Genomic DNA, 19,470 nt, shown 5'->3' with positions numbered 1-19,470 from the left:
TCCCGCCCGTCCAAAAACGACGGGCGGGACGCCCATCCCACAATAACAATTAAAATTGTAAGTTATTTAATTCGCGATCCTAAGTTTGTTCAATTTTTTTATTAAATTAAGTAGAGCGGGTGATACTCAGTTTTTCTAAGGATCGAAAACCACTGCCTCAAAAAGCTTTACAAGCTTTAAGTCAGAATAAATTTTTAGATAACTATAAGTTTCTAGTTCTTGCCGAGTTTTAGGTAAAAATAAACCCAGACCTGAAAATTTTTGATACCTGCCTCGAATTCTGGGGCTAAGTAATTTACCATTTTGTTGCACTCTCTCAATCAAAAAACTTTTATAAAAATTTAAAAATCGATTGCAAGCTGTTACATCTGCACCCGAAAGTATCGTGATTTTTAGTATAAAGTTCGCTAAGTCAACGAAGGTTTCTCCACGTGAACGATAAATTTCTATAAGAGATTTTTCAGAGTTGGATTTTTTGGGGAATAAAGCTAAATTAATCTGAATTTTAACCGCAGCAGTGTTGGCTCTTAGGATTGAATCTATCACCGGATTAAGTTTCTCTGATAGCTGGTGAAAGTAATGATTTTTAGTTAGTGTCAAACTATGATACATATCCGAAGGTTCAAAATCCATAATCTTTTTAGCTATTTGACCTCCGTCAAGATTTGGATAATAGCTCAGGTGGTTTAGCAATGACTCATAATAGTAATTTGGCGCTGCCAGTATTATTTGAGATGACAGGGTATATTTAGCGATATTTTGAAATGTATAGTGTACTTCAATATTTCCCCGATTACAGTTTTGAAAAAACAGTAATTCTAATCTACCCTTAACAGCTTGATTAAACTTAGATACAACTTCACTGATTCTTGGAAGCTGCATCCATTTAGGTTCTGAGCTTGATATCGAACTCGAGTTGGGATTGTTATCAGGACTAATTTTCATTAGACTTCCACCATGACCTAAAAATACAATGACCCAATGTTTTGCCTGAAATTGTGATAAGGCCCAACTCAAATAGTCATTCAGGACGTTTTCACTACTGCTGTCTGCTGTTTCCAAGTATTGGACATTAATGTTTCCTTTAGTAATAATATTTCTCGATAGGTGCTTGGCATTACTCAGATCTGATTGTACTAATACCAAAACTTTGTCACTCTGCACACCTTTACTTAACATCTCAATAATGGGTTGACCAAACCTTGATAAATCGTTGTCATAAGGCATCCAGTATAAAAGTATATAATCATAGTTCTTCCTAGGCTTATTTGCCGCGAGCCAGTTATTGTTTACTAATTTTTTATCCACATCTATTGCAGTGAAAAATGAAGCACTACTTAAAGCTAAGTATTGAATTGTTTCTCTTCTTTTCACGAGCTTACTCCCTCATTGAAGGTGGTTATTTTAATCTAACACTTGTTTGGGTATTTTTTGTGTGAATGTGCAGCAATTTAAAAAACAAATTATATAGGGCTGGTGTCTGGCATTTTTCCATGTTCTTACTAGGTAAGCTCAAGTATAGTTCAGGTAAGGCTATGCAGTCCTGAAAAAAAAATAACCCAAAATCGCTCTTATATCATGGGCGATCGATCGCCCATAATACAATTGCCGGGGCGGGTTTGTGAGATTGTCCGTTAGGGGCAAATATTATTGGCTCACGGGCCCCTACAGGAATCAGGGTAATCGACCGGACATGATATTACTCTCTCAATAATTTAGATGATTACATTAAAAAATCGGAGATTAAATATTTTCCTTGCTATCTTTGTTTAAGTAATAAAATTACACAAAAATGCGGCTCTAATTTAAGTATTAACTGAATGGTATTGCCCCATAATTGGGGAGGTCGCCTCCCGAAATAATGCCATGTTAGATGTGAGATTTGAGAAGGGGAAATGACTGGATATGGGTTGGGAGTTTGCCTAAAGTTGCATTTATTTTTAAGTGGTATGACAAAGAGGCGAATGGAATTCGCTGCTACACAAACTTGTATCTGCAGGAGCGGAGTCAAGAAAAAAAACTGATGATTAAATCAAAGTTCTAAAGGAGCAATAGCGTTAAACAAATTTTCGAGGATAAATCGCAGCAAAGATTGAGTTGCTAATATTAAACCAACTCGGGATTGGGCGAGTTTTGGCTGTTCTATTTTAACTTCTCCCCAAATTCTGCACTGGCTGTAAAAAATCTGAAATGCTTCGCTCAAACTATTGGCTAATTTGAAATAATTGACAGGTTTTTCACGGTTTTTTACCTCAGAAATAGGATATAAATTGTCTAGGACTGTTAACAGTTGCGATATTAAACTGCGTTCTGCAGGATGTACTAACCGCAGTCGATCGCCCTCGTCCATCCAAGGGATAGGATTTGGAGCCGCCAGGGACCAAACTTGCGGCGCTGTAGCGACATCGGGCTGCGCGATCGAAATTATGCGATCGCGGTGGGCCATTCGCAGTAGAGAACAGCAGCGCGCATGGCTGTACTGAATCGGAAATAGCCGATCGGCTGACAAAACAGGAGATAATATTCGAGATTCTGGAAGTGGGAGGTTCGTTTGAGCTAAACGCTGCAACCAGACGGCTAAACCTGCATCAGTCAACTCTAGCTCAATAATTCCCGCCGGCGCGACTTTAACGGCGAAATCTGGGTAGCACAGCGGTTCGAGAGTTTCGGCAAGCTGTGCCGCGATTGTCTGCGGTGTCTGCTGCCAAGTTTTAGCCAATTTCAGGGCGATCGCAGACAGGTACAGCACCCGCGCACTATCTTTACTCCGATTTAACGGAATTTCCCCTAGTGTCCCCTGCTGGGCGATCGCCCTGGGGAACCTTGAAAGCAAGAAACACTTCAGTGTAACTTCCGGGCACTGCGATATATTTGCTGTATTCATAGGCGCGGCTCCTACGGTAACAGCGACGCTGGACTGTTACCGCTTGCACTGTTGTTGTACGTTAAACTGCTGATGTCAGAGATGGTCGATTTGCTCCCACGGGCGGGGCTACATCGCATTAATCTGCTTGATAGCGATTTTGTTGCTAAATATAAATAAATTTACGACAAATTTTTTGCTGAACTATACAATTGTGATGTATTTTTTGCTACATTGAATGTTTCGGTAAAACTAAAAAAAGTCAGCACAGTTAAGGAGCGTGCAAGCTCGATCGGGGGTTGGTGGTCTCACTTTGCATCGCACTGCTGGCAGAAGCTGTTTTTCTCACTGATTAAATATATCCCAGAGCCTCACCTATGCAATCAACTTCCACACCTCTACAGATTATTGATCGACCCTTTATCACTTGGCAGCGAATTATCGACTGGGCCCAGGAACACTACCGCTGCCGGACTTTTAGCAAAGATGAGCGGATTCCCGCAAGACCCGGACTGCTGTATTTAGTCCAGAAAGGTTCTGTGCGACTCGTAGGTAGCGCTCAAGTTACCACTGTGGCGACGAAGTCGAAATCCGCTGACCAAACTACAGAAGAAGCTTTTTTGGGCTTCGTCGGCGCAGGTCAGCCCTTTGAACTGGTTGCTCAGTCTCCGTTTACTCTCCAAGCTTACGCCCACGCCGATCAAACTCACGTAGTGTGGATGTACTGGCACGACTTAGATAATTGGCCTCACTTCCGCAGGGAAATTTTGGATGCGTTTCGCTACCAACACCAGCGAAAACTTCTGTGGCTGAGCACTTTGGGACAGCGCCGGACTATAGACCGACTGCTGGGATTTCTCACTTTGTTGATCGAAGAGTTCGGCGAACCTTACGGAGGTGAGGCAGAACCGGATGTGGTTCGGGGCTACCGACTGCCTTGGGCCTTGACTCACGCTCAAATTGGTAGCGCGATCGGCTCAACGCGGGTGACGGTGACGCGGCTGATGGGTAAGTTGCGATCAAAAGGTTTGATTAATACTGAGGATGATAATTTAATCTGTTTGCCGGCTAAGTCTAACCCCCAAAAGACAAAAAACCAAAAGCAGGAGGTAGAACCATTCCTCGAAGATTCTCTCGATGATTCTCTGGAAGATTCTCTCGATGATTCTCTGGAAGATTCCCTGGAAGATTCCCTGGAAGATTCTCTCGAAGAATCCCTCGAAGAATCCCTCGAAGATTCTCTCCAAGAATCTGCATAACATCCTGCAGGCGATTGCCAACAAACAGGGTGCCGCTATTAGTTTTTGGTCATCGCGCTCAGTTGCTCGACAGTGTACGATGAATTGTTTGACATCCTCCCCGCCGTAAACGGTCGGGGATTCTAAACATCACTGTTTAGGCTTCCTCTTTCCACGACTCGACTTACATTGAGGAGTTACCTCACCAATGCAGCGGTCGATGTCTCCAGAGGCGTTTAACGTTTCCGTGTGCCCCACGGTACGAAGTCCTAACTCAAGTATGTTGATTGCTGCATTCGAGTCACGGTCTAGTACAACACCGCAGTGCACACAGCGGTGCGTTCTTTGACTCAAAGACTTTTTAACAACTTCTCCACAGTTAGAACAATTTTGCCAAGTGTAGTGCGCAGGCACAGCGACTGTTACCACTCCAAACACTTTGCCAAAATATTCCAACCATTGCCGGAAATTAGACCATGCAGCGTCAGAAATAGACTTGGCTAACTTTCTATTTTTGACCAAATTTCGCACCTGCAAATCCTCCTAGGCTACCAAGTCCCTAGACTGGATTACGCATCTTGCCAGTTTCACGGCAAAATCTTTACGCTGTCTACTTACTTTGAGGTGTTTTCTGCTTAATCGGTTTCTCGCTTTGGCTCTGTTTTTAGAGCCTTTTTTTGTTCTCGCAAAACGGTGGTTCAGTCGTTTGAGTGCTTTCTGGGACTTCCTGAGACGTGGCGGGTTCTCAACTGTTTGACCATCTGAATCGGTGTAAAAGTGCGTCAAGCCAACATCCAAACCTAGTGTTTTACCAGTTGGTGTTCTCTTTTCTAACCTCTGTTGGTCTATCAAAAACTGCACATAGTAACCGTCAGCCCTACGAACTACGCGGACTCGCTTAATCTGCTTTAATTGATATACGTGTAGGTCGCGAGTTCCCCACAGCTTAAAGCTTCCGGCTTCAAAACCATCAGTGAAAGTGATAGTACGTCTATCGAACGACAATTTATAACCTGTTGTTTTATATTCAACAGAGCCGTGAGTCTGATGTTTCTTAAAGCGCGGAAAGCCTTTTTTCCCTGGTTTGCTTTTTTTGCAATTGTCGTAGAACCGCGCAATTGCAAAAAAAGCTCTTTCGTGCCGTAGCCTGACGCGCTTGCGAGTTGAGTTTAGCGGCTAGCGGGAAATTCTAAGGCTAGGACAGCGCAGTAGGCACTTAACTCGTACTTGCCGATTCCCAAGTTGTCGAGCCAGTATCTGAGACAACTATTGCGAACAAAGCGAGCAGTGCGGATGGCTTCGTCTAGCCTCTGGTACTGCTGCTGCGTTCCCTCAAGTTTTGCCTCAAATACTAACATAGTTACGCCTGTCGTGTTAGCGTAAGTATAGCACAGAAAGCCGTCCTACAAGGACGGGGCTTTAAACCCAATTATTTTGGTAAACTTTTCCCGTTCTCGAAAGGTGCGACTGACAATGACCGATGACCAGCAAAAATCTCCAACCCCGAACAATCAGAAACGGGTGGTATTCTGCGACTTTGACGGCACGATAACCGTTGAAGAAACTTTTGTGGCAATGCTCAAGCATTTCGCACCGGAACTCTCTTCTCAACTGATGCCTGAAATGTACGCTAGAAGGCTGAGTTTGCGATCGGGAGTGCGGCAGTTACTAGAGTCTATTCCCTCGGAATGTTACGGGGAAATTGTGGAATTTTCTAGGGGAAAGCTGATGCGACCGGGATTGGTGGAATTGCTGGATTTTTTGGACGAGCGAAAGGTGGATTTTGTGATCATTTCCGGTGGTCTTCGGATCATGGTAGAGACGGTAATGGGCGATTTGGTAAACCGGGCGAGCGTTATTTACGCTGTGGATGTGGACGCTAGCGGCCCTCGCTTGCAAGTCAATTCTGAGTTTGAAGGAGATACGGAATTGGTGTCTAAGGTGCAGATGATGGGCCAGCACCCCGCCGAGGAACAGGTGGCGATCGGAGATTCGCTGACGGATTTTAACATGGCTTTGCAGGCTTCGTCGGTGTTTGCGCGCGATCGGCTTGCCGAGTATCTAGACGAACAGCAAAAGCCTTATACTAAATGGGATAATTTTTTTGACGTGTTGGAAAGTTTGTCCCAGAAATGGAATTGAAACTAAACTAGAAATTCGCCAAAAAAATCCGACTCTACGCTATATGTATGGGTAAGGTGCGGAGAGGTACATTTAGAGTGGCAGTAAGGTTTGCATGGCTCACCCTACGTTGTTTACATAGGCTAGTGCAATTCCTATTAACCTAACAGGTAGATCAAAAGCTGAGGATTTGTCAAGAATGAGTGGCGATTTGAGATCGGATTTAATTGCAGCAGCCAAACATTTTTACGATCGCGGTTGGATGGTTGGGACTGCTGGCAATCTTTCAGCCCGCTTACCAGATGGCAGTTTTTGGATTACTGCTAGCGGCCGCGCGAAAGGGCAGTTAACTGAACAAGATTTTATCAGAATGAACTCACATGGCGCCCCGATCGAGCAACCTGTTGCCGACAGCCGCCCTTCGGCCGAAACCAGCATTCATTTAGCCGTGTACAATTGTTTTCCAGACGCTAAAGCTTGCTATCACGTTCACTCGATCGAGGCAAATTTAGTTTCTCGGCTAACAACAGGAGATGCAGTGCCTTTACCCGCGATCGAAATGCTCAAAGGTTTGGGGGTGTGGGAGGAAAACCCGCAGGTGTCGATCCCCCTCTTTACAAATTATTTGGAAGTGCCTAAAATAGCCAAGGAAATTTGCGAATTCTTTGCCGTTTCAGCGCCTTCTGTACCCGCTTTGTTAATTCGCGATCACGGCATCACAGTCTGGGCAGACTCGCCAGCCGCCGCCTACAATTACGTAGAAATTGTAGAATACATTTTTCGCTATACGATCGCAGCCCGCCAATTAAATTTAGATTTGAGATGGGAGAGTTGAGATTGAGCCGTGCAGGAACTCTGAGGCTTGCAGATGTGAGATTATAAAACGAGCAAACCTTCAGAAGAGGCAACAGTTATGGCTAAATATACCAGGATTTTATCCCTAGATGGAGGCGGAATTAGAGGGATTATCGCCGCCCAAGTTGTAGTTAGCATTGAGTCAAAGCTGCAACAAAAAAGCGGCAACCCAGATGCGAGAATAGCTGACTATTTTGATTTAATCGCGGGCACAAGTGCGGGAGGAATTTTAACTTGCATCTATTTGTGTCCCGATGCCCAAAATCCCAGCAGGCCTCGGTGGTCAGCCCAAGAGGCTGTTGATTTTTTGATTAAGAGCGGCCGCGACATTTTTAAGAGTTCATTTTGGCAAAAACTCAGATCTATAGACGGTTTGATAGATGAGAAATATCCCAGCGAGCGCTTAGAACAATTCTTTTGGGAAAAGTTTAAAGATTGCCAACTCAGTCAACTGCTGAAACCGTGTTTAATTTCCAGTTACGATATCGAAAGGAGAAAAGCTCACTTTTTTGATCAAATAGATGCTCAAAAATATCCAGGAGAAGACTATTTTATTAAAGATATCGCCAGAGCCACATCGGCAGCTCCCACCTATTTTGAGGTTGCTAAAATCTACTCTTTGACAAACGAGTCCTACGCCTTAATTGACGGGGGAGTATTCGCAAACAACCCGGCACTTTGTGCCTATGCGGAAGTTAGAAATAAATTCAGAATTCCTGACGATCGCAAGTACAGAAGCCCGAGAGCAAAAGATATGGTAATTTTATCCCTGGAAGAGAAGCTCAGAAAAATTTTCCCTACGAAGAAGCAAAAAATTGGGGTCAAGTAGAGTGGGTTGAGCCTTTGATTCATATCATGATGACGGGAGTTGCTGAAACTGTAAATTATCAAATAATCCAAATTTATGATGCGATTGAAAGACCACATCAATATTTGAGGATTACTCCCGATTTGAGCCACGAAAAACCGCTGCCGATTGATGATGCCTCGGAAGAGAAGATATCGGAACTGCTGAGAATTGGCAATGAGCAAGCCTCCAAGTATAATGAAAAGTTGGATAAGTTTATCGACTTGTTACTTGCCGAGTAGTCCTAGGATTTTAGATTTTAGATTTTAGATTGGGAAATGAGTGATGATTACCACAGAATCAATCAGTGCCAATCTAAAATCTAAAAATGTATAGCACACCAACCGCAGGGCAGGCGGACTGAAAATATATGTTGACAAATCGTGCAATAATTGCTGTAGGATTGCCGAAAATCTCTATGTGGCAGTGCTTAGCCCTGTTTGCAATTAATCGCGAGCCATCAGTCATTGGTTAAAAAATACCAAGAAAAGCACGATCTACCTTTAGATGAAACCTTTAATAACAGGTGGTTTCAGCGGTTTTTAGTGACGCTGTTCCTCGGTGGCCAAGTGCTGTTGCGCATACTGCAAGGCAAAATTGACCGCCGCAAAATCATGGAACATTTAGTAACAGTAGGCCTGGATTCTTTGCGATCCGTGCTGCTAATAGCCTTGTTTGGCGGCATGATTTTTACCTTTCAATCGGCGCGAGAATTGGTTCGCTTTGGGGCGGTTGGGGCGGTGGGAGGTCCTTTTGCTGTGGCATTTTGCGGCGAATTAGCACCACTTTTAACGGCGGGCGTGGTGGCGGGACAAGTAGGTTCGGCCTTTGCGGCGGAGATAGGAGAAATGCAGGTGACGGAACAAATAGACGCCCTGTATATGTTGAGAACAAATCCGGTTGATTATTTAGTAGTGCCGAGGGTGATAGCTTGTTGCATCATGCTGCCGATTTTAACAATTTTTTCGGTAGCGGTGGGAATTTTGGGCGGGCTGTTTGTGGCGGTTAATTTTTATGAGTTGGAACCGTCAGTATTTTTGGAATCCGTGCGGACTGTTTTGGGGCCTTGGGATTTAGTAACTGTGGTGATTAAGAGTTTTATTTTTGGGTTGATAATTGCCCTTGTCGGTTGCGGTTGGGGCTTGACGACAGCGGGTGGAGGAAAAGGAGTAGGTCAAGCTGCAACGGCGGCGGTTGTGACTTCGTGGGTGTTTATTTTTGTGGCGGATTTGTTTATATCGCTGTTGATGTTTCACCAGTAGGGGACTATGAGAAGTTGATAATCTTGGCGACTATAGCAGGAGTCAGGAGTGATATTAAATCCGTTGACATCAGAATTATAATCTCTCTCTTCTCTTTCTCTGTTTCCTCTGTGTCCTCTGTGGTTTAATCATTCCGATATAACCGGAATTGATATTATTCATCAAGATGCTTAAATATTAAGGGTTTGAACAATCATCAACCCCCGGCGCCGCCACGGCGATTGCTATAAAACCAACATAAAGATTGTTTAAACCGCAACGGATCGCAAATAAACGCTGATAAAATTGCATCAGCGTTCATCCGTGTTCATCCGCTGATATCTGCGGTTGAAAACTCTCAACTTTAGATGTTAGATTAGAGAAAGGAGGGCGATACACTCGAATTGCCTGAATAGGAACTTTCCCATCTGTTTCGGGAATGATTTCGAGGGTGTGTTTGGAGTTGCTCAAATTCTCAGCCAATGTTGTAGGGTATTCGCGACTTGAATCTGCAATCTTGGGCGGAAGGTATGAATCAACAAACATCGGCCGCACCTGCCAGAAAATCTCAAATCCTTTGGGCGTCGGCTTTTTCGAGTATTCATAAGCCTTTTGCAGCCACCAGTTTCTCGGTTCAATCACGACGCGGCCAGAGTTTGAGACAAACAATTTGTCGTTTGTACCGCTGCCATCGTAACCTGTTTTAGAACCTACAACGTCAAATTTAAACTTGCTGGCGTCGCTGTTAATCTCAGTAATCACGGCTTTCCAATCTTCGACGATTAGCGGTTTTTGACTGGATATTTGGATGATTGCCGGCCAACCGACGCCAAGAGTAACGCTAGGTCTGGTGATGCTGTAAAGTTCAGGAAATTCAGAGGGTTTTTTGCCGTCGATCGCAATTCTAGCAGAAATTGCCTTGCCGTTGAAGGTTTTATCGGCGATCGCATCTATTTTATTTCCTTCAAATTCTAAAACCAACTTGCCATCTTGCCACTTAACATCGCTGCCAACTGTATAGGTTTTTACTAAATCCTGTGGCGGTTGAGGAGAATTTGGCTTGTATCGCAGGTGCGGTTTTATCAAAGCAGCTAGGAGAAAATTTCCCCAATTGTTGAGGTGAATGTTGTCGCTCAATAGCTGTTGTGGCTGTAAGCGATTGTCTTTCAAATATCTGCGCCAAGGTTCGCGAATTTCCGCGATTTCGCAGCCGTATTTATCGGCCAACTCAGGCAGCCATTGAGTAGAATGAGTATTGTGCCATTCGTATCTTTTGACTTGTTCTGGATCGTCGCTGTTGCCTGTCGGCATCCAGTCTATGTGGTCTGAATGCAAGAGTATTTCGCTAGTAGTGCGGCGGCGGACATTGGCAATTATGGCTTCGTAATCTTCACCGCCTCCGTAGACGTGAAAAATTAGCAAGTCTGGATAAAAAGGATACAAATCGTGTTCGCTGGGACGGATTAAAATCGGGGCTGAGAATCCTCCGAGCGCCCGATTTTCCACAATCAAATCGGCATTGGGAAATCGCTGTTTCAAGTCCTTCGCTACATCTTGCGACCACTCTTGCAGAGTGATGGATTGACCGTAAAATAGGATACGCACTTGGCGGCGTTCTGTTGGAGTGCTAGTAGCAAGTAGCCCCATCGTCCTTTGAATCCTCGCTCCAAAAGTATCATTATTTTCAATAGGAGCGGGTGGGGGAAATGGCATAGAGGCCGCTATTTTTTGGATACCCGGAACTAACAGGAGGCTCAGACACAAAAAAAGCAGCCAGAAGTAGCGATAAATTTTTGATTTTCGGCTATTTCCTTGCTTCTTTGCCATTGTTTTATTTTTGCATTCTGTAAAACCTATCCATAACTACCAAGAGTAGCTTTCGGGTGCGCAATGCACACCTCACGAGTAGCTGTACGGTACAGGACAATGCGACCTCACGAGTAGCTTTCGGGTACAGGGCTGGCGCACCTCACCAGTAGCTGTAGTTTAGCCTGTATGGAAATATATTACCAGATTGAGCGCGACAAAAACTGATATAATGCCAGCTAGTTAATTGCACTCCGATCGATCGCACGTCAAATGGATTACAAAACAGCCCGCAGTTTTCTGATCGACCAAGGAACCGCCCTGGAAACCAAGAAAAATCCCGACGCCTTCCTGATGCGTCTCAAACAAGGTCAGCCTCCCGTACCCGGACAGGTGACATCGATTTTATTAGCTTTAAAAATATTGTTTGAAGGGCTGCAAGAATCTCCAATGCTCGATCGACAATTAATCTCGGCACTGCATTTACTGTCAGTAGAAGGTTTGCAGCAATTTGAAGCAGGACGAAGCAAAGGAGTTTCTTGGCCGCCGCTGCTCAAGGAAGACTTAAATCGAATTGCGATCGCAGTCAAGAATATCTTTTCCGGTGTCTGGCAATAATTAGCTCGGCAACCACTGCTCCCGATACCCACCGCCAGCAGACTCAACTTTTTATCATATAAATTTTTGTAAAAAATTCTGTTAATCTGCTACATTTACCCTCAAATTGTGGCATCTTAATATAAGAATAGATTCTAACAAGCAATTGGAGAAACTCCTCATGAACGCAGAAGAAAAAGCTAGACAACTAATTGCACGAGAAAGGCAGCATAGCGAACACTTGCAAGACTCTATGCTCAACCGTTCCTCCCACGATCTAGAAACATCTAGCGAGGGAACTACTGAAGAAAAAGCCAGAGAATTAATGGCTCAAGAACGGGAGCACAGTGAACACCTGCACGACTCTATGTTAAGCCGTTCCTCCCAAGAGGTAGAGGCATCGCTCGCACCCGATGACACTCACCAATAAATTTTGTTAGCACAGGACTTACGGACAAAAAACCAAGAAACCTGGTTTTTATACCAGGACAAAGCGCTGTAAAAATGTTTTTGTGTAAACAACCACGTTTCTGCGTTCGGTTCGATCGCAGTACAGCAAAACTCTACTCAAATCGAGGAGGATTGTAGGTGCAATCAACCCAGCCCCTGCTTGGTTGGCAGTCACTATCACAAACCTCAACGCGCCATATATAGCAATAGAACAGCCAAGTTTTACCGCTCACGAAAGCTTTCGAGGGATGCCAAAAGAGCTGGCAGTCCCACCAGCGCGGCCGACACCAAAGCCTCATCTTTGTAAACTCGCGATCGGACACTGCGGATACTTTTGGACGCAGAGGTGATAGAGTCTCCCTGTTGGGAATTTTCGGTTTCAACCCGCCCTAAATTTTGTGTTTCTCCCGTCAGGCTAAACATAGTAGTATCCTCAATTAATCCCTAGATATCCGCCCGTAAAATTTCTGAGGGCTTGGTGAATATTTCTATTATTACTCTGATCGGTAACAGAGATGAAACCATGAAATAATTATTCACGATAGACAGGGATCAACTTAAACTGCATAACAACTCTTATTAATTTGTTACACGGCAGGTTTATTTAAGCCGATCGCCCGCGACGACACAGACACCAGCAAGCAAAAAGGCGATCGCCCCTACAATCGCCGTTGTCACAGCAGGAACCACCTGTGGTGCCACAAACACCAGAGAGTAAAAAGTCATCCCCAGGGAAAAACCACCAAAATAAAACCCTACGCCCAATCCTCCCCGGCGCGGAGGTACCAGAGACAAAGCAAAAGGAACCACAGCGGTGATAATCAAACTGTTGGTAAAAACCACAGCCAAAACAATCGCCGCCACCATCACAAAGCCCTGACTAAAAACCATTATTAACAGCAAAACGGCTGTTGCTACCAATCCACCCAACAGCGTCCGCTGGTTTCCCCAGCGCACCGCAATTACCCCAGCCAGCAAAGAAGCAAAAGCCAAAGCCACGCTAAATCCAGCCATTAACAACTTACTATCAACCCCCGCGATTTGAGTTTGGAAAACATGGGGCAAAATCCGTTCCCCCATCGCCCGACTTCCCCAAGCAACAGCCATTCCCGTCACCGCAACTAACCCCAGCGCTGTGATAGAAACTCTCTCGGAAATTGCAGTATCCGGTGGCAATTCCGACACCGCAGCATCAGGATTAACCGATCGCAAAAAAGCCACCGCACCCAACAATACAAACGAACCAATAGCAAAAGCAAAAGCGGGCCCCAAATTCAGAATAAAATCTCCCGCAACAGGCCTTGCCGCCGCAGCCAATCCCCCTACAAACACCAACAAACTCATGGCTTGGGGCAACTGCGTTTGAGTTGCATATTGGCCCAACAGCGACACTGCGGGCGATCGAAACATCGCCATGGCGATCGACCAAGCTACTATTACCACAGGCAACATCCAGCGCAGGGGCGAAACTGGATTGCCGAAAATAAAAATAGCCGGAATCGCAATAAATAGCACAGACGACAGAATAGTGCTAACCACAATTAGCGGAAAACGAGTTCCCATCCAGTGACGCTGCTTGTCAGAAAGCCAGCCAGCAAAAGGTTCGATCGTAACTGCCAAAGCATCCTCTAAAATTGTGATACCCCTGTCGAATCCTGCAAAACCAAATCCAGCTAAAAGTTGAGGTAAATACAATCGGTAAAGCATCCAAGTCAGGGTGATTGCTGCCTGCAAAGCCGCCACGCCACCTACTTGTCGCCACAGAATTAAAGACTGAGATTGAGATTTTTTCATGTTTTTGACAATATTTTATGCTTTGTGCTTCAATCACTTTATCCAATACTTCGGACAGTTTTTGATTGCCAACCGTACAATAAGGGTTTCAAGGCGATCAGCTACCAACGGAAAATCGAGGGTTTCAGACTAGGAACTAAAAACAGTCCGGACTATTGTTTATCTACACTTTTAAAAAATCTCAGCTACAGCCGTTCTCAATAAAGTGAGGTATGCCCTATGCCCTATGCCCTATGCCCTATGCCCGCTTATCAAGCGTGCACCTCATGTTACTGAGAAAGGCTATATATTGTTACTATTTTTAATAAGTTACCCCTACCCTGCCCATGTTTGACTGCAAACTGCCAATTTTAAAATTCACTCTCCTAACTCTTGCAGCACCCACAGTTCTATCTCAAATCAGGCCGACTGTCCAAAGCTTGCCCGACGGAGACTACCGCTACCGAGACTCAACAGGGATCGATCGACCTTTTAGAGAAATCCAATTTCGTAAACGAGATAGATACATCACCGGCAGCGATTTCGACAAACGCACGGGAAAAAGTTACTGCTTCCGGGGAATCCCCCAGCACAACAACATTATTAACATCACGGTAGCGATCGAAATTTCCCCGAAAACAGCAAAGGAAACCCAGTGGAAATTAGCACCGGGAAACCCGATTAATTTCGACAAGCTTTATCCGCTGCAAGCTGGGCCGGGATTAGAATTGTACAAATGTTTGCCCGCATTTTTACCAAAATTGAAGTAGTCATCAGCCAACAGTCAACCGTGAACCGTCAACAGCCAACAGTTAACTTCCTAAGAACGAGCATTTGCCAATTCTTCCCGTAGCATTTCCCGGTAGACTTTCGGCAAACTAGAACTCATAGAATTGTTCTCAATTCCATATCCCAAACTCGTCCAAGTTCCCGAAAGCATCCGCAATACCTCAGTTAATCTTTCCTGCCGCAACATCTCAGCAATATCAGCTTTCCAAAACTTGCGATCGCTCAACCAAGCATAAACCACAGCATCCTGATCTTCGGGTTCAAAACTGTAATCTTCCCAGAATAAAAAATTAGCAGGACGGGCCTGATAGCGCTTAGCCTTCTCCTTCCAAGTGGTAGTCAGAAATTGATATCTGCCCGCGGCCGTAGTACACTTGCCCCGATTCGGGCCATTAACAATTTTCACGCACCAGTCAGGATGGCGGCTCAAATCTAATATATATTTGCCACCGTAAACAACGTGATAAGGTCGAGAAACATTCGACTCGCTAGCAGAAATAGTACGCATTAGGGCTCGAAGGTAAGGATCGCCGGTTTTCATAGCCAGCGGCGGCACTTTTCTCACCCCGCTTACCGACTGCAACAACTGCTGATTTGGAGGCAAACTGGCAACCAAAAAAACACCGCCACCAATCACAGCCCCGATTAAAAGTAGAAATCCGAGGATTTGAATTTCCGATCGCCTCAGCAAACTCCTTTTTCGACGGGCCACTTTCTCAGCTTCTAGCCAACTCATTTCCATTTCGGCAATTTCGGCTAATTTTCGAGCCGCCCGCATCCGGCGCACCCGAAAATCGTATTGATATAGTGGCGCGGCTAACAGCGTTAAACTCGATAAAACCGCTGCCAATTTGATGAGCCAGAAATCGAATTCACCGGCTACTGCAACATTTGTCAGAGTAGATATTCCTGTTAGTAACTGAGCCGGATTGATTGATCGCGCGGGCCAATAAAAAATAGCAATTTGCACCAGCAGCGACAGATTAAATGCAAAAAAAAGCACTACTAAAGCATTCAAGCCTTCTCGCAAGTGCGATCGAATACCAGTGTGCTGGCCCTTGAACTTCCGCGCAAGGCCAAAGCGGCCCAGCAGCATAATTAGTAAGGGATTTAAGATTTTGACCGCTAAGAAGTGACAAATAAAAAACAAAGGCAACTGAATCAGCCAAGCCGCCAGCAGTAGAGTCAGAAAGCCGATATCGTCGCTGACAAAAGGAATGCCCCTGCGAAGGACAAAACTAAAACTCTGAGCGAGAGCAAATGCCCTTAACCACGAAATCGGATAGGGGAACCAAGCTGGCCACTTGAGAGTTTTCATGCTGAGAGAGGGAAATTTCAACGGCGAACAGTAAAACTATTAAGATTTTGCCAGATGTGGCGATCGGAAAATTGGTGTAGGGTGCGTCAGCCCCAATCTTTGACCCACATCACATCTTGCACCATTCTCGATAAGCCTTTTTTGGGCGGGCTCTCCTGCCCACCCCACAAGAAAATGTACTTTTTGTGGAACAGGCATCTTGCCTGTTATTGACAATGGTGCAACATCTCAGATCTAAATCAAAGTGTTTTTTGTCTGACGCACCGAACCCAAGCGAGCCTAATTCAATCAAATCACAGCAGCAAACAACTCCTCAAAACTCTTATGCGGAGCCTCCGACTTAGCCACAATTTCCACAACCTTGTTGCGAGAAGCCGGCTGAAACAGCGCTTCCACGCACACTTGGGCTACCTTGGTGCGGGGAATGCTGCTCTCAAACAGTGTGTCCGCACTCCTCATGACGATCGCATCTGAATTATCCTCATTTTTGAGACCGCCCGGACGGACAATGGTATAAATCAAGCCACTTTTTTGCAAATACTCCTCGGCTTGCTTTTTCCAAACCAGAATCAGCCAGAACAAATTCAGCGGGTGAAAAAAGTTAGAGACGCACAGAGAAGTCACGAGCACAAAATGCTCAATTCCCTTAGCCTTAGCTGCATCCACCAAATTTTTAGTACCTTCAAAATCCACCTTGTAAGGCGCTGTCGGGTCAAAACCCGGGGCCGCTCCTGTCGCGCACAGCAACACCGTACTGTCCCCGATGGCATCGCCCAGAGAAGTCGCATTTAATACATCCCCAGTCACTAACTCTACCTCCGGCGGTAAAATTTGCCTCGCTGTCTCTAGATTTCGCACTAAAGCGCGCACGGGAATTCCTCGCTTGACCAATTCTGCGACAATTCGGCGGCCAGTCTGGCCTGTGGCTCCTGCTACAAATGCTTTCATCATAAAAATGGGTTTGAAACCCCGTCCTTTTAGGACGGCTTTACTTGGGAAATCGTGGGCTTTACTTTCTGTGAATTGTTCTCGCTTGCCCTCTCAATCCTGTAGTATAATGTAGAAACAGAAAACGAAAACTATGAAAGCAAGGTATTATAAAACTTCATTAAGATTCTAAGCATCAATAAACAATGGTAGTATCCTATAGTCAGGAGGGTCAACTGAAAAAATTATTGCGCTCCTTAAAAAATGGAGAGTCTGAATGCAACTAGCAGAGAGGCACATCATTAAATCTACGGAACACCGTTTCGTTGAGATTGATAAATTAGCTTTTCAATCCAAAAATCTCTACAATGCTGCTAATTACGTAATTCGTCAGAGTTTTATCTATGGATGGGGTTACATTAATTACAACGAAATGAACGGTTTGATGAAGTCTCATCAAGCATACAAAGACTTGCCAGCCAAGGTTAGTCAACAAGTATTGATGATATTGGACAAAAATTGGAAATCTTTTTTTGAGGCTGTAAAAGCTTACAAAATTGAGCCAACTAAATTCACGGGTAGCCCAAAACTACCGAAGTACAAAGATAAAATCAAAGGACGGAATATCCTCGTCTATACGATTCAGGCTGTTAGTAGCAAGCAATTGAAAAAAGGAATCATCAAGCTTTCCGGTACGGAAATCTCAATAAAAACCAAGGTAAAACCCGATCGGGTTTGCCAAGTTAGACTGGTTCCTAAATGCGATTCTTATGTAATCGAGGTAATCTATAATGAACCGGAGTCCACCCTTGATGAAAACCCAAAAAACTTCGTAGCTAGTATTGATTTAGGACTGAATAATTTAGTGGCGTTAACTTCAAATCAGCCGGGTTTTACCCCTCTCCTGATTAACGGGCGACCATTGAAATCAATTAATCAGTTCTACAACAAACGTAAAGCACAGTTACAATCTCAGTTGAAAAGAGGTCGCAAGACCTCATCCCGCATTCAGCGTTTAACTCGTTGTCGCAATCAAAAAGTCGATAACTATTTGCACCATACCAGTCGCCTGATCGTTGACCTTCTTGTCGCCAAACAAATTGAGACGCTAGTAGTTGGCAAAAATGTACAATGGAAAAACGAGAGCAACTTAGGGAAGCAAACTAATCAAAACTTTGTCAACGTTCCTCATGCTCGACTAATTGAGATGTTGGAATACAAAGCTCAATTAGTTGGGATTAAGGTGCTACAGCAAGAAGAATCTTATACTTCTCAATCAAGTTTTCTCAATTTAGACCCAATCCCTGTTTATGGAAAGACTGGCAATGATGTCATATTTAGTGGCAAGCGAATCAAGAGAGGATTGTACAAAACATCGGTCGGTCAATTAATCAATTCCGATGTTAACGGTGCTTACAATATTCTGAGAAAAGCAATCCCAAATGCGTTTAGTAATGGGATAGGGAGCTGCGTAGTTCAGCCGAGGCGGGTCAATCCGCTCAAAGTACAAGCGAAAGGGGAGGGACTTAATGCCTCCCATGTCATGCCATAAATGACTATACTTTTACTAGCTATAACAGGAGAGCAGACGATGAAGCAGGATTCCGCTGAATATCAAACTGTTGAAGCTTCTGAGGAAAATTACTACCCAGATGGGAGTTTCGGACAGTCCCAAAGTCAAAGCGCGGATGCAGGAGGGGAAGTTGAGCCGATTTGGTTTCACACGCATTTTGAAGACAGCATGGAGATGTACGCGGATGCGGAGACGGTGGCGAACCATTTGAACAACCACAAGAGTTGGTTTTGCCATTGCGCTTCGCCGATGAAGGCCCAGGCGATCGGCGAAAACGGCTATGATTTATTAATCGGCCGTTTTGGGGCTTTTGGCTACCGCGTTGAAGCGAGAATTGGTTTAGAGTTGCTGCCGCCTGACGCTGAAGGCTGCTATTTGATTAAAACTATTCCGGTTCCGAATTATACCTCCCCAGGGTATGAAGTGGATTTTCGATCGGCAATGAAGCTAGTGGAGATACCCTCTCAGGAGTTTGCCGCCGATTGGCCGACTGCGGAACGTGCTAAGCTGCCGCCTGCGATTACCAGTGCTACGTGGAAGCTGGATTTGGCTGTGGGAGTTTGCTTTCCCAAGTTTATTCGATCGATGTCTCAACCTTTAATAGAAAAAACCGGCGATGCGCTTTTGGAAAAAATTATCAAACAAGTTAACCGCCGCTTGACTTATAAAACTCAGCTTGTTTTTCACGAAAGTTTGGGCATTCCTTTTCCGAAAAATCCTAAGAAATATTAACAAGACTTGCCCTCTAACTCACATTTGTAGGGTGCGCACTGCGCACCTTACCCTTAAGTGCGATCGTAATAACTTATACCATTTTAGAGCTGAGACTTCGGCGTGAGCGCGAGCGTCGAAGGATTTTAGATAAAATAATTGGGAATAATTGATACTGTATGGGTTGGGTTCACGCACAGTTGCATCCTTTTTTGAAACTGATAAGTAGCTAGACAAAATTAATTACATAGTTTTCTCCAAATTCTTTCAGGATTTTTTCCACAGAGGTAACAAAAGTTCCCCAACTCTTGTAAGCAGATATCTCAATCCATTCATACTTAATAAACCGCCATAAAATTTC

At 44.6% G+C, this 19,470-nt stretch carries 19 protein-coding genes and 1 pseudogene; 11 read left to right on the top strand and 9 right to left on the bottom strand.

What is annotated here, in order from left to right; translation table 11 throughout:
• Window positions 1-135: 135 nt before the first annotated feature.
• Together ACUVJL_RS16715 and ACUVJL_RS16710 are read right to left on the bottom strand one after the other, a co-directional pair.
• Complete coding sequence (locus ACUVJL_RS16715) at window positions 136-1,374, bottom strand: clostripain-related cysteine peptidase (RefSeq protein WP_445246874.1); 1,239 nt, start codon at window positions 1,372-1,374, stop codon at window positions 136-138.
• A 658-nt stretch (window positions 1,375-2,032) separates the two neighbouring features.
• Window positions 2,033-2,884, bottom strand: a complete 852-nt coding sequence (locus tag ACUVJL_RS16710; protein ID WP_445246873.1) for a DALR anticodon-binding domain-containing protein — start codon at window positions 2,882-2,884, stop codon at window positions 2,033-2,035.
• Window positions 2,885-3,240: 356 nt separating this feature from the next.
• Between ACUVJL_RS16710 and ACUVJL_RS16705 the strand changes: the two genes are divergently transcribed.
• Window positions 3,241-4,122 carry a Crp/Fnr family transcriptional regulator gene (locus tag ACUVJL_RS16705; RefSeq protein ID WP_445246872.1) on the top strand — a complete coding sequence of 294 codons (882 nt, stop codon included), beginning with the start codon at window positions 3,241-3,243 and terminating at the stop codon, window positions 4,120-4,122.
• A 129-nt stretch (window positions 4,123-4,251) separates the two neighbouring features.
• Here ACUVJL_RS16705 and ACUVJL_RS16700 read toward each other — a convergent pair.
• Window positions 4,252-5,459: pseudogene (locus ACUVJL_RS16700) on the bottom strand (RNA-guided endonuclease InsQ/TnpB family protein).
• 115 nt (window positions 5,460-5,574) lie between these two features.
• On the opposite strand from ACUVJL_RS16700, the gene ACUVJL_RS16695 reads away from it, so the two are divergent.
• The 5 genes from ACUVJL_RS16695 (at window position 5,575) to ACUVJL_RS16675 (ending at window position 9,186) form a co-directional block, all read left to right on the top strand.
• Window positions 5,575-6,243, top strand: coding sequence for an HAD-IB family phosphatase (locus ACUVJL_RS16695; protein ID WP_445246871.1), 669 nt, complete (start codon window positions 5,575-5,577; stop codon window positions 6,241-6,243).
• A 178-nt stretch (window positions 6,244-6,421) separates the two neighbouring features.
• A complete protein-coding gene (mtnB, locus tag ACUVJL_RS16690; protein ID WP_445246870.1) occupies window positions 6,422-7,057 on the top strand; it encodes a methylthioribulose 1-phosphate dehydratase in 636 nt (211 codons plus the stop codon).
• A 78-nt stretch (window positions 7,058-7,135) separates the two neighbouring features.
• Window positions 7,136-7,906 carry a patatin-like phospholipase family protein gene (locus ACUVJL_RS16685; RefSeq protein WP_445246869.1) on the top strand — a complete coding sequence of 257 codons (771 nt, stop codon included), beginning with the start codon at window positions 7,136-7,138 and terminating at the stop codon, window positions 7,904-7,906.
• A gap of 14 nt (window positions 7,907-7,920) precedes the next feature.
• Window positions 7,921-8,166 carry a hypothetical protein gene (locus ACUVJL_RS16680; RefSeq protein WP_445246868.1) on the top strand — a complete coding sequence of 82 codons (246 nt, stop codon included), beginning with the start codon at window positions 7,921-7,923 and terminating at the stop codon, window positions 8,164-8,166.
• 225 nt (window positions 8,167-8,391) lie between these two features.
• Window positions 8,392-9,186 carry an MlaE family lipid ABC transporter permease subunit gene (locus tag ACUVJL_RS16675; RefSeq protein ID WP_445246867.1) on the top strand — a complete coding sequence of 265 codons (795 nt, stop codon included), beginning with the start codon at window positions 8,392-8,394 and terminating at the stop codon, window positions 9,184-9,186.
• 297 nt (window positions 9,187-9,483) lie between these two features.
• Here ACUVJL_RS16675 and ACUVJL_RS16670 read toward each other — a convergent pair whose 3' ends face one another.
• A complete protein-coding gene (locus ACUVJL_RS16670) occupies window positions 9,484-10,992 on the bottom strand; it encodes an SGNH/GDSL hydrolase family protein (protein WP_445246866.1) in 1,509 nt (502 codons plus the stop codon).
• A gap of 252 nt (window positions 10,993-11,244) precedes the next feature.
• Between ACUVJL_RS16670 and ACUVJL_RS16665 the strand changes: the two genes are divergently transcribed.
• Together ACUVJL_RS16665 and ACUVJL_RS16660 are read left to right on the top strand one after the other, a co-directional pair.
• Window positions 11,245-11,589: a Dethiobiotin synthetase gene (locus tag ACUVJL_RS16665; RefSeq protein ID WP_445246865.1), complete on the top strand. Its 345-nt coding sequence runs from the start codon at window positions 11,245-11,247 to the stop codon at window positions 11,587-11,589.
• Between the two features lie 160 nt (window positions 11,590-11,749).
• Window positions 11,750-11,998 (top strand): hypothetical protein, encoded by a 249-nt coding sequence (locus tag ACUVJL_RS16660; protein ID WP_445246864.1) that lies wholly within the window; start codon window positions 11,750-11,752, stop codon window positions 11,996-11,998.
• A 48-nt stretch (window positions 11,999-12,046) separates the two neighbouring features.
• Here the strand turns inward: ACUVJL_RS16660 and ACUVJL_RS16655 are convergent, their stop codons facing one another.
• From ACUVJL_RS16655 to ACUVJL_RS16645, 3 genes are all read right to left on the bottom strand, one after another.
• Window positions 12,047-12,193: a hypothetical protein gene (locus tag ACUVJL_RS16655; RefSeq protein WP_445246863.1), complete on the bottom strand. Its 147-nt coding sequence runs from the start codon at window positions 12,191-12,193 to the stop codon at window positions 12,047-12,049.
• Window positions 12,194-12,240: 47 nt separating this feature from the next.
• On the bottom strand, window positions 12,241-12,441 hold the full coding sequence (locus tag ACUVJL_RS16650; protein WP_445246862.1) for a hypothetical protein: 201 nt from the start codon (window positions 12,439-12,441) through the stop codon (window positions 12,241-12,243).
• 177 nt (window positions 12,442-12,618) lie between these two features.
• A complete protein-coding gene (locus ACUVJL_RS16645; RefSeq protein WP_445246861.1) occupies window positions 12,619-13,812 on the bottom strand; it encodes a hypothetical protein in 1,194 nt (397 codons plus the stop codon).
• Between the two features lie 326 nt (window positions 13,813-14,138).
• On the opposite strand from ACUVJL_RS16645, the gene ACUVJL_RS16640 reads away from it, so the two are divergent.
• Window positions 14,139-14,561: a hypothetical protein gene (locus tag ACUVJL_RS16640; RefSeq protein WP_445246860.1), complete on the top strand. Its 423-nt coding sequence runs from the start codon at window positions 14,139-14,141 to the stop codon at window positions 14,559-14,561.
• A gap of 50 nt (window positions 14,562-14,611) precedes the next feature.
• Here ACUVJL_RS16640 and ACUVJL_RS16635 read toward each other — a convergent pair whose 3' ends face one another.
• Together ACUVJL_RS16635 and ACUVJL_RS16630 are read right to left on the bottom strand one after the other, a co-directional pair.
• The gene (locus tag ACUVJL_RS16635; protein ID WP_445246876.1) at window positions 14,612-15,358 is read right to left on the bottom strand and encodes a glycoside hydrolase family 24 protein; all 747 of its coding nucleotides are present in this window, start codon (window positions 15,356-15,358) and stop codon (window positions 14,612-14,614) included.
• 828 nt (window positions 15,359-16,186) lie between these two features.
• Entirely contained in the window at window positions 16,187-16,846 is a 660-nt protein-coding gene (locus tag ACUVJL_RS16630; RefSeq protein ID WP_445246875.1) for an NAD(P)H-binding protein, read from the bottom strand.
• A gap of 256 nt (window positions 16,847-17,102) precedes the next feature.
• On the opposite strand from ACUVJL_RS16630, the gene ACUVJL_RS16625 reads away from it, so the two are divergent.
• Both ACUVJL_RS16625 and ACUVJL_RS16620 read left to right on the top strand, forming a co-directional pair.
• Window positions 17,103-18,377: an RNA-guided endonuclease InsQ/TnpB family protein gene (locus tag ACUVJL_RS16625; RefSeq protein WP_445246859.1), complete on the top strand. Its 1,275-nt coding sequence runs from the start codon at window positions 17,103-17,105 to the stop codon at window positions 18,375-18,377.
• Between the two features lie 39 nt (window positions 18,378-18,416).
• Window positions 18,417-19,130: a DUF1997 domain-containing protein gene (locus ACUVJL_RS16620; RefSeq protein ID WP_445246858.1), complete on the top strand. Its 714-nt coding sequence runs from the start codon at window positions 18,417-18,419 to the stop codon at window positions 19,128-19,130.
• Window positions 19,131-19,470 lie beyond the last annotated feature (340 nt).

Source organism: Microcoleus sp. OTE_8_concoct_300 (assembly GCF_031383065.1).
GTDB lineage: Bacteria > Cyanobacteriota > Cyanobacteriia > Cyanobacteriales > Microcoleaceae > Microcoleus.
Note: the sequence above shows the minus strand (reverse complement) of the source record. Positions and strands in the feature narration are given on the sequence as shown.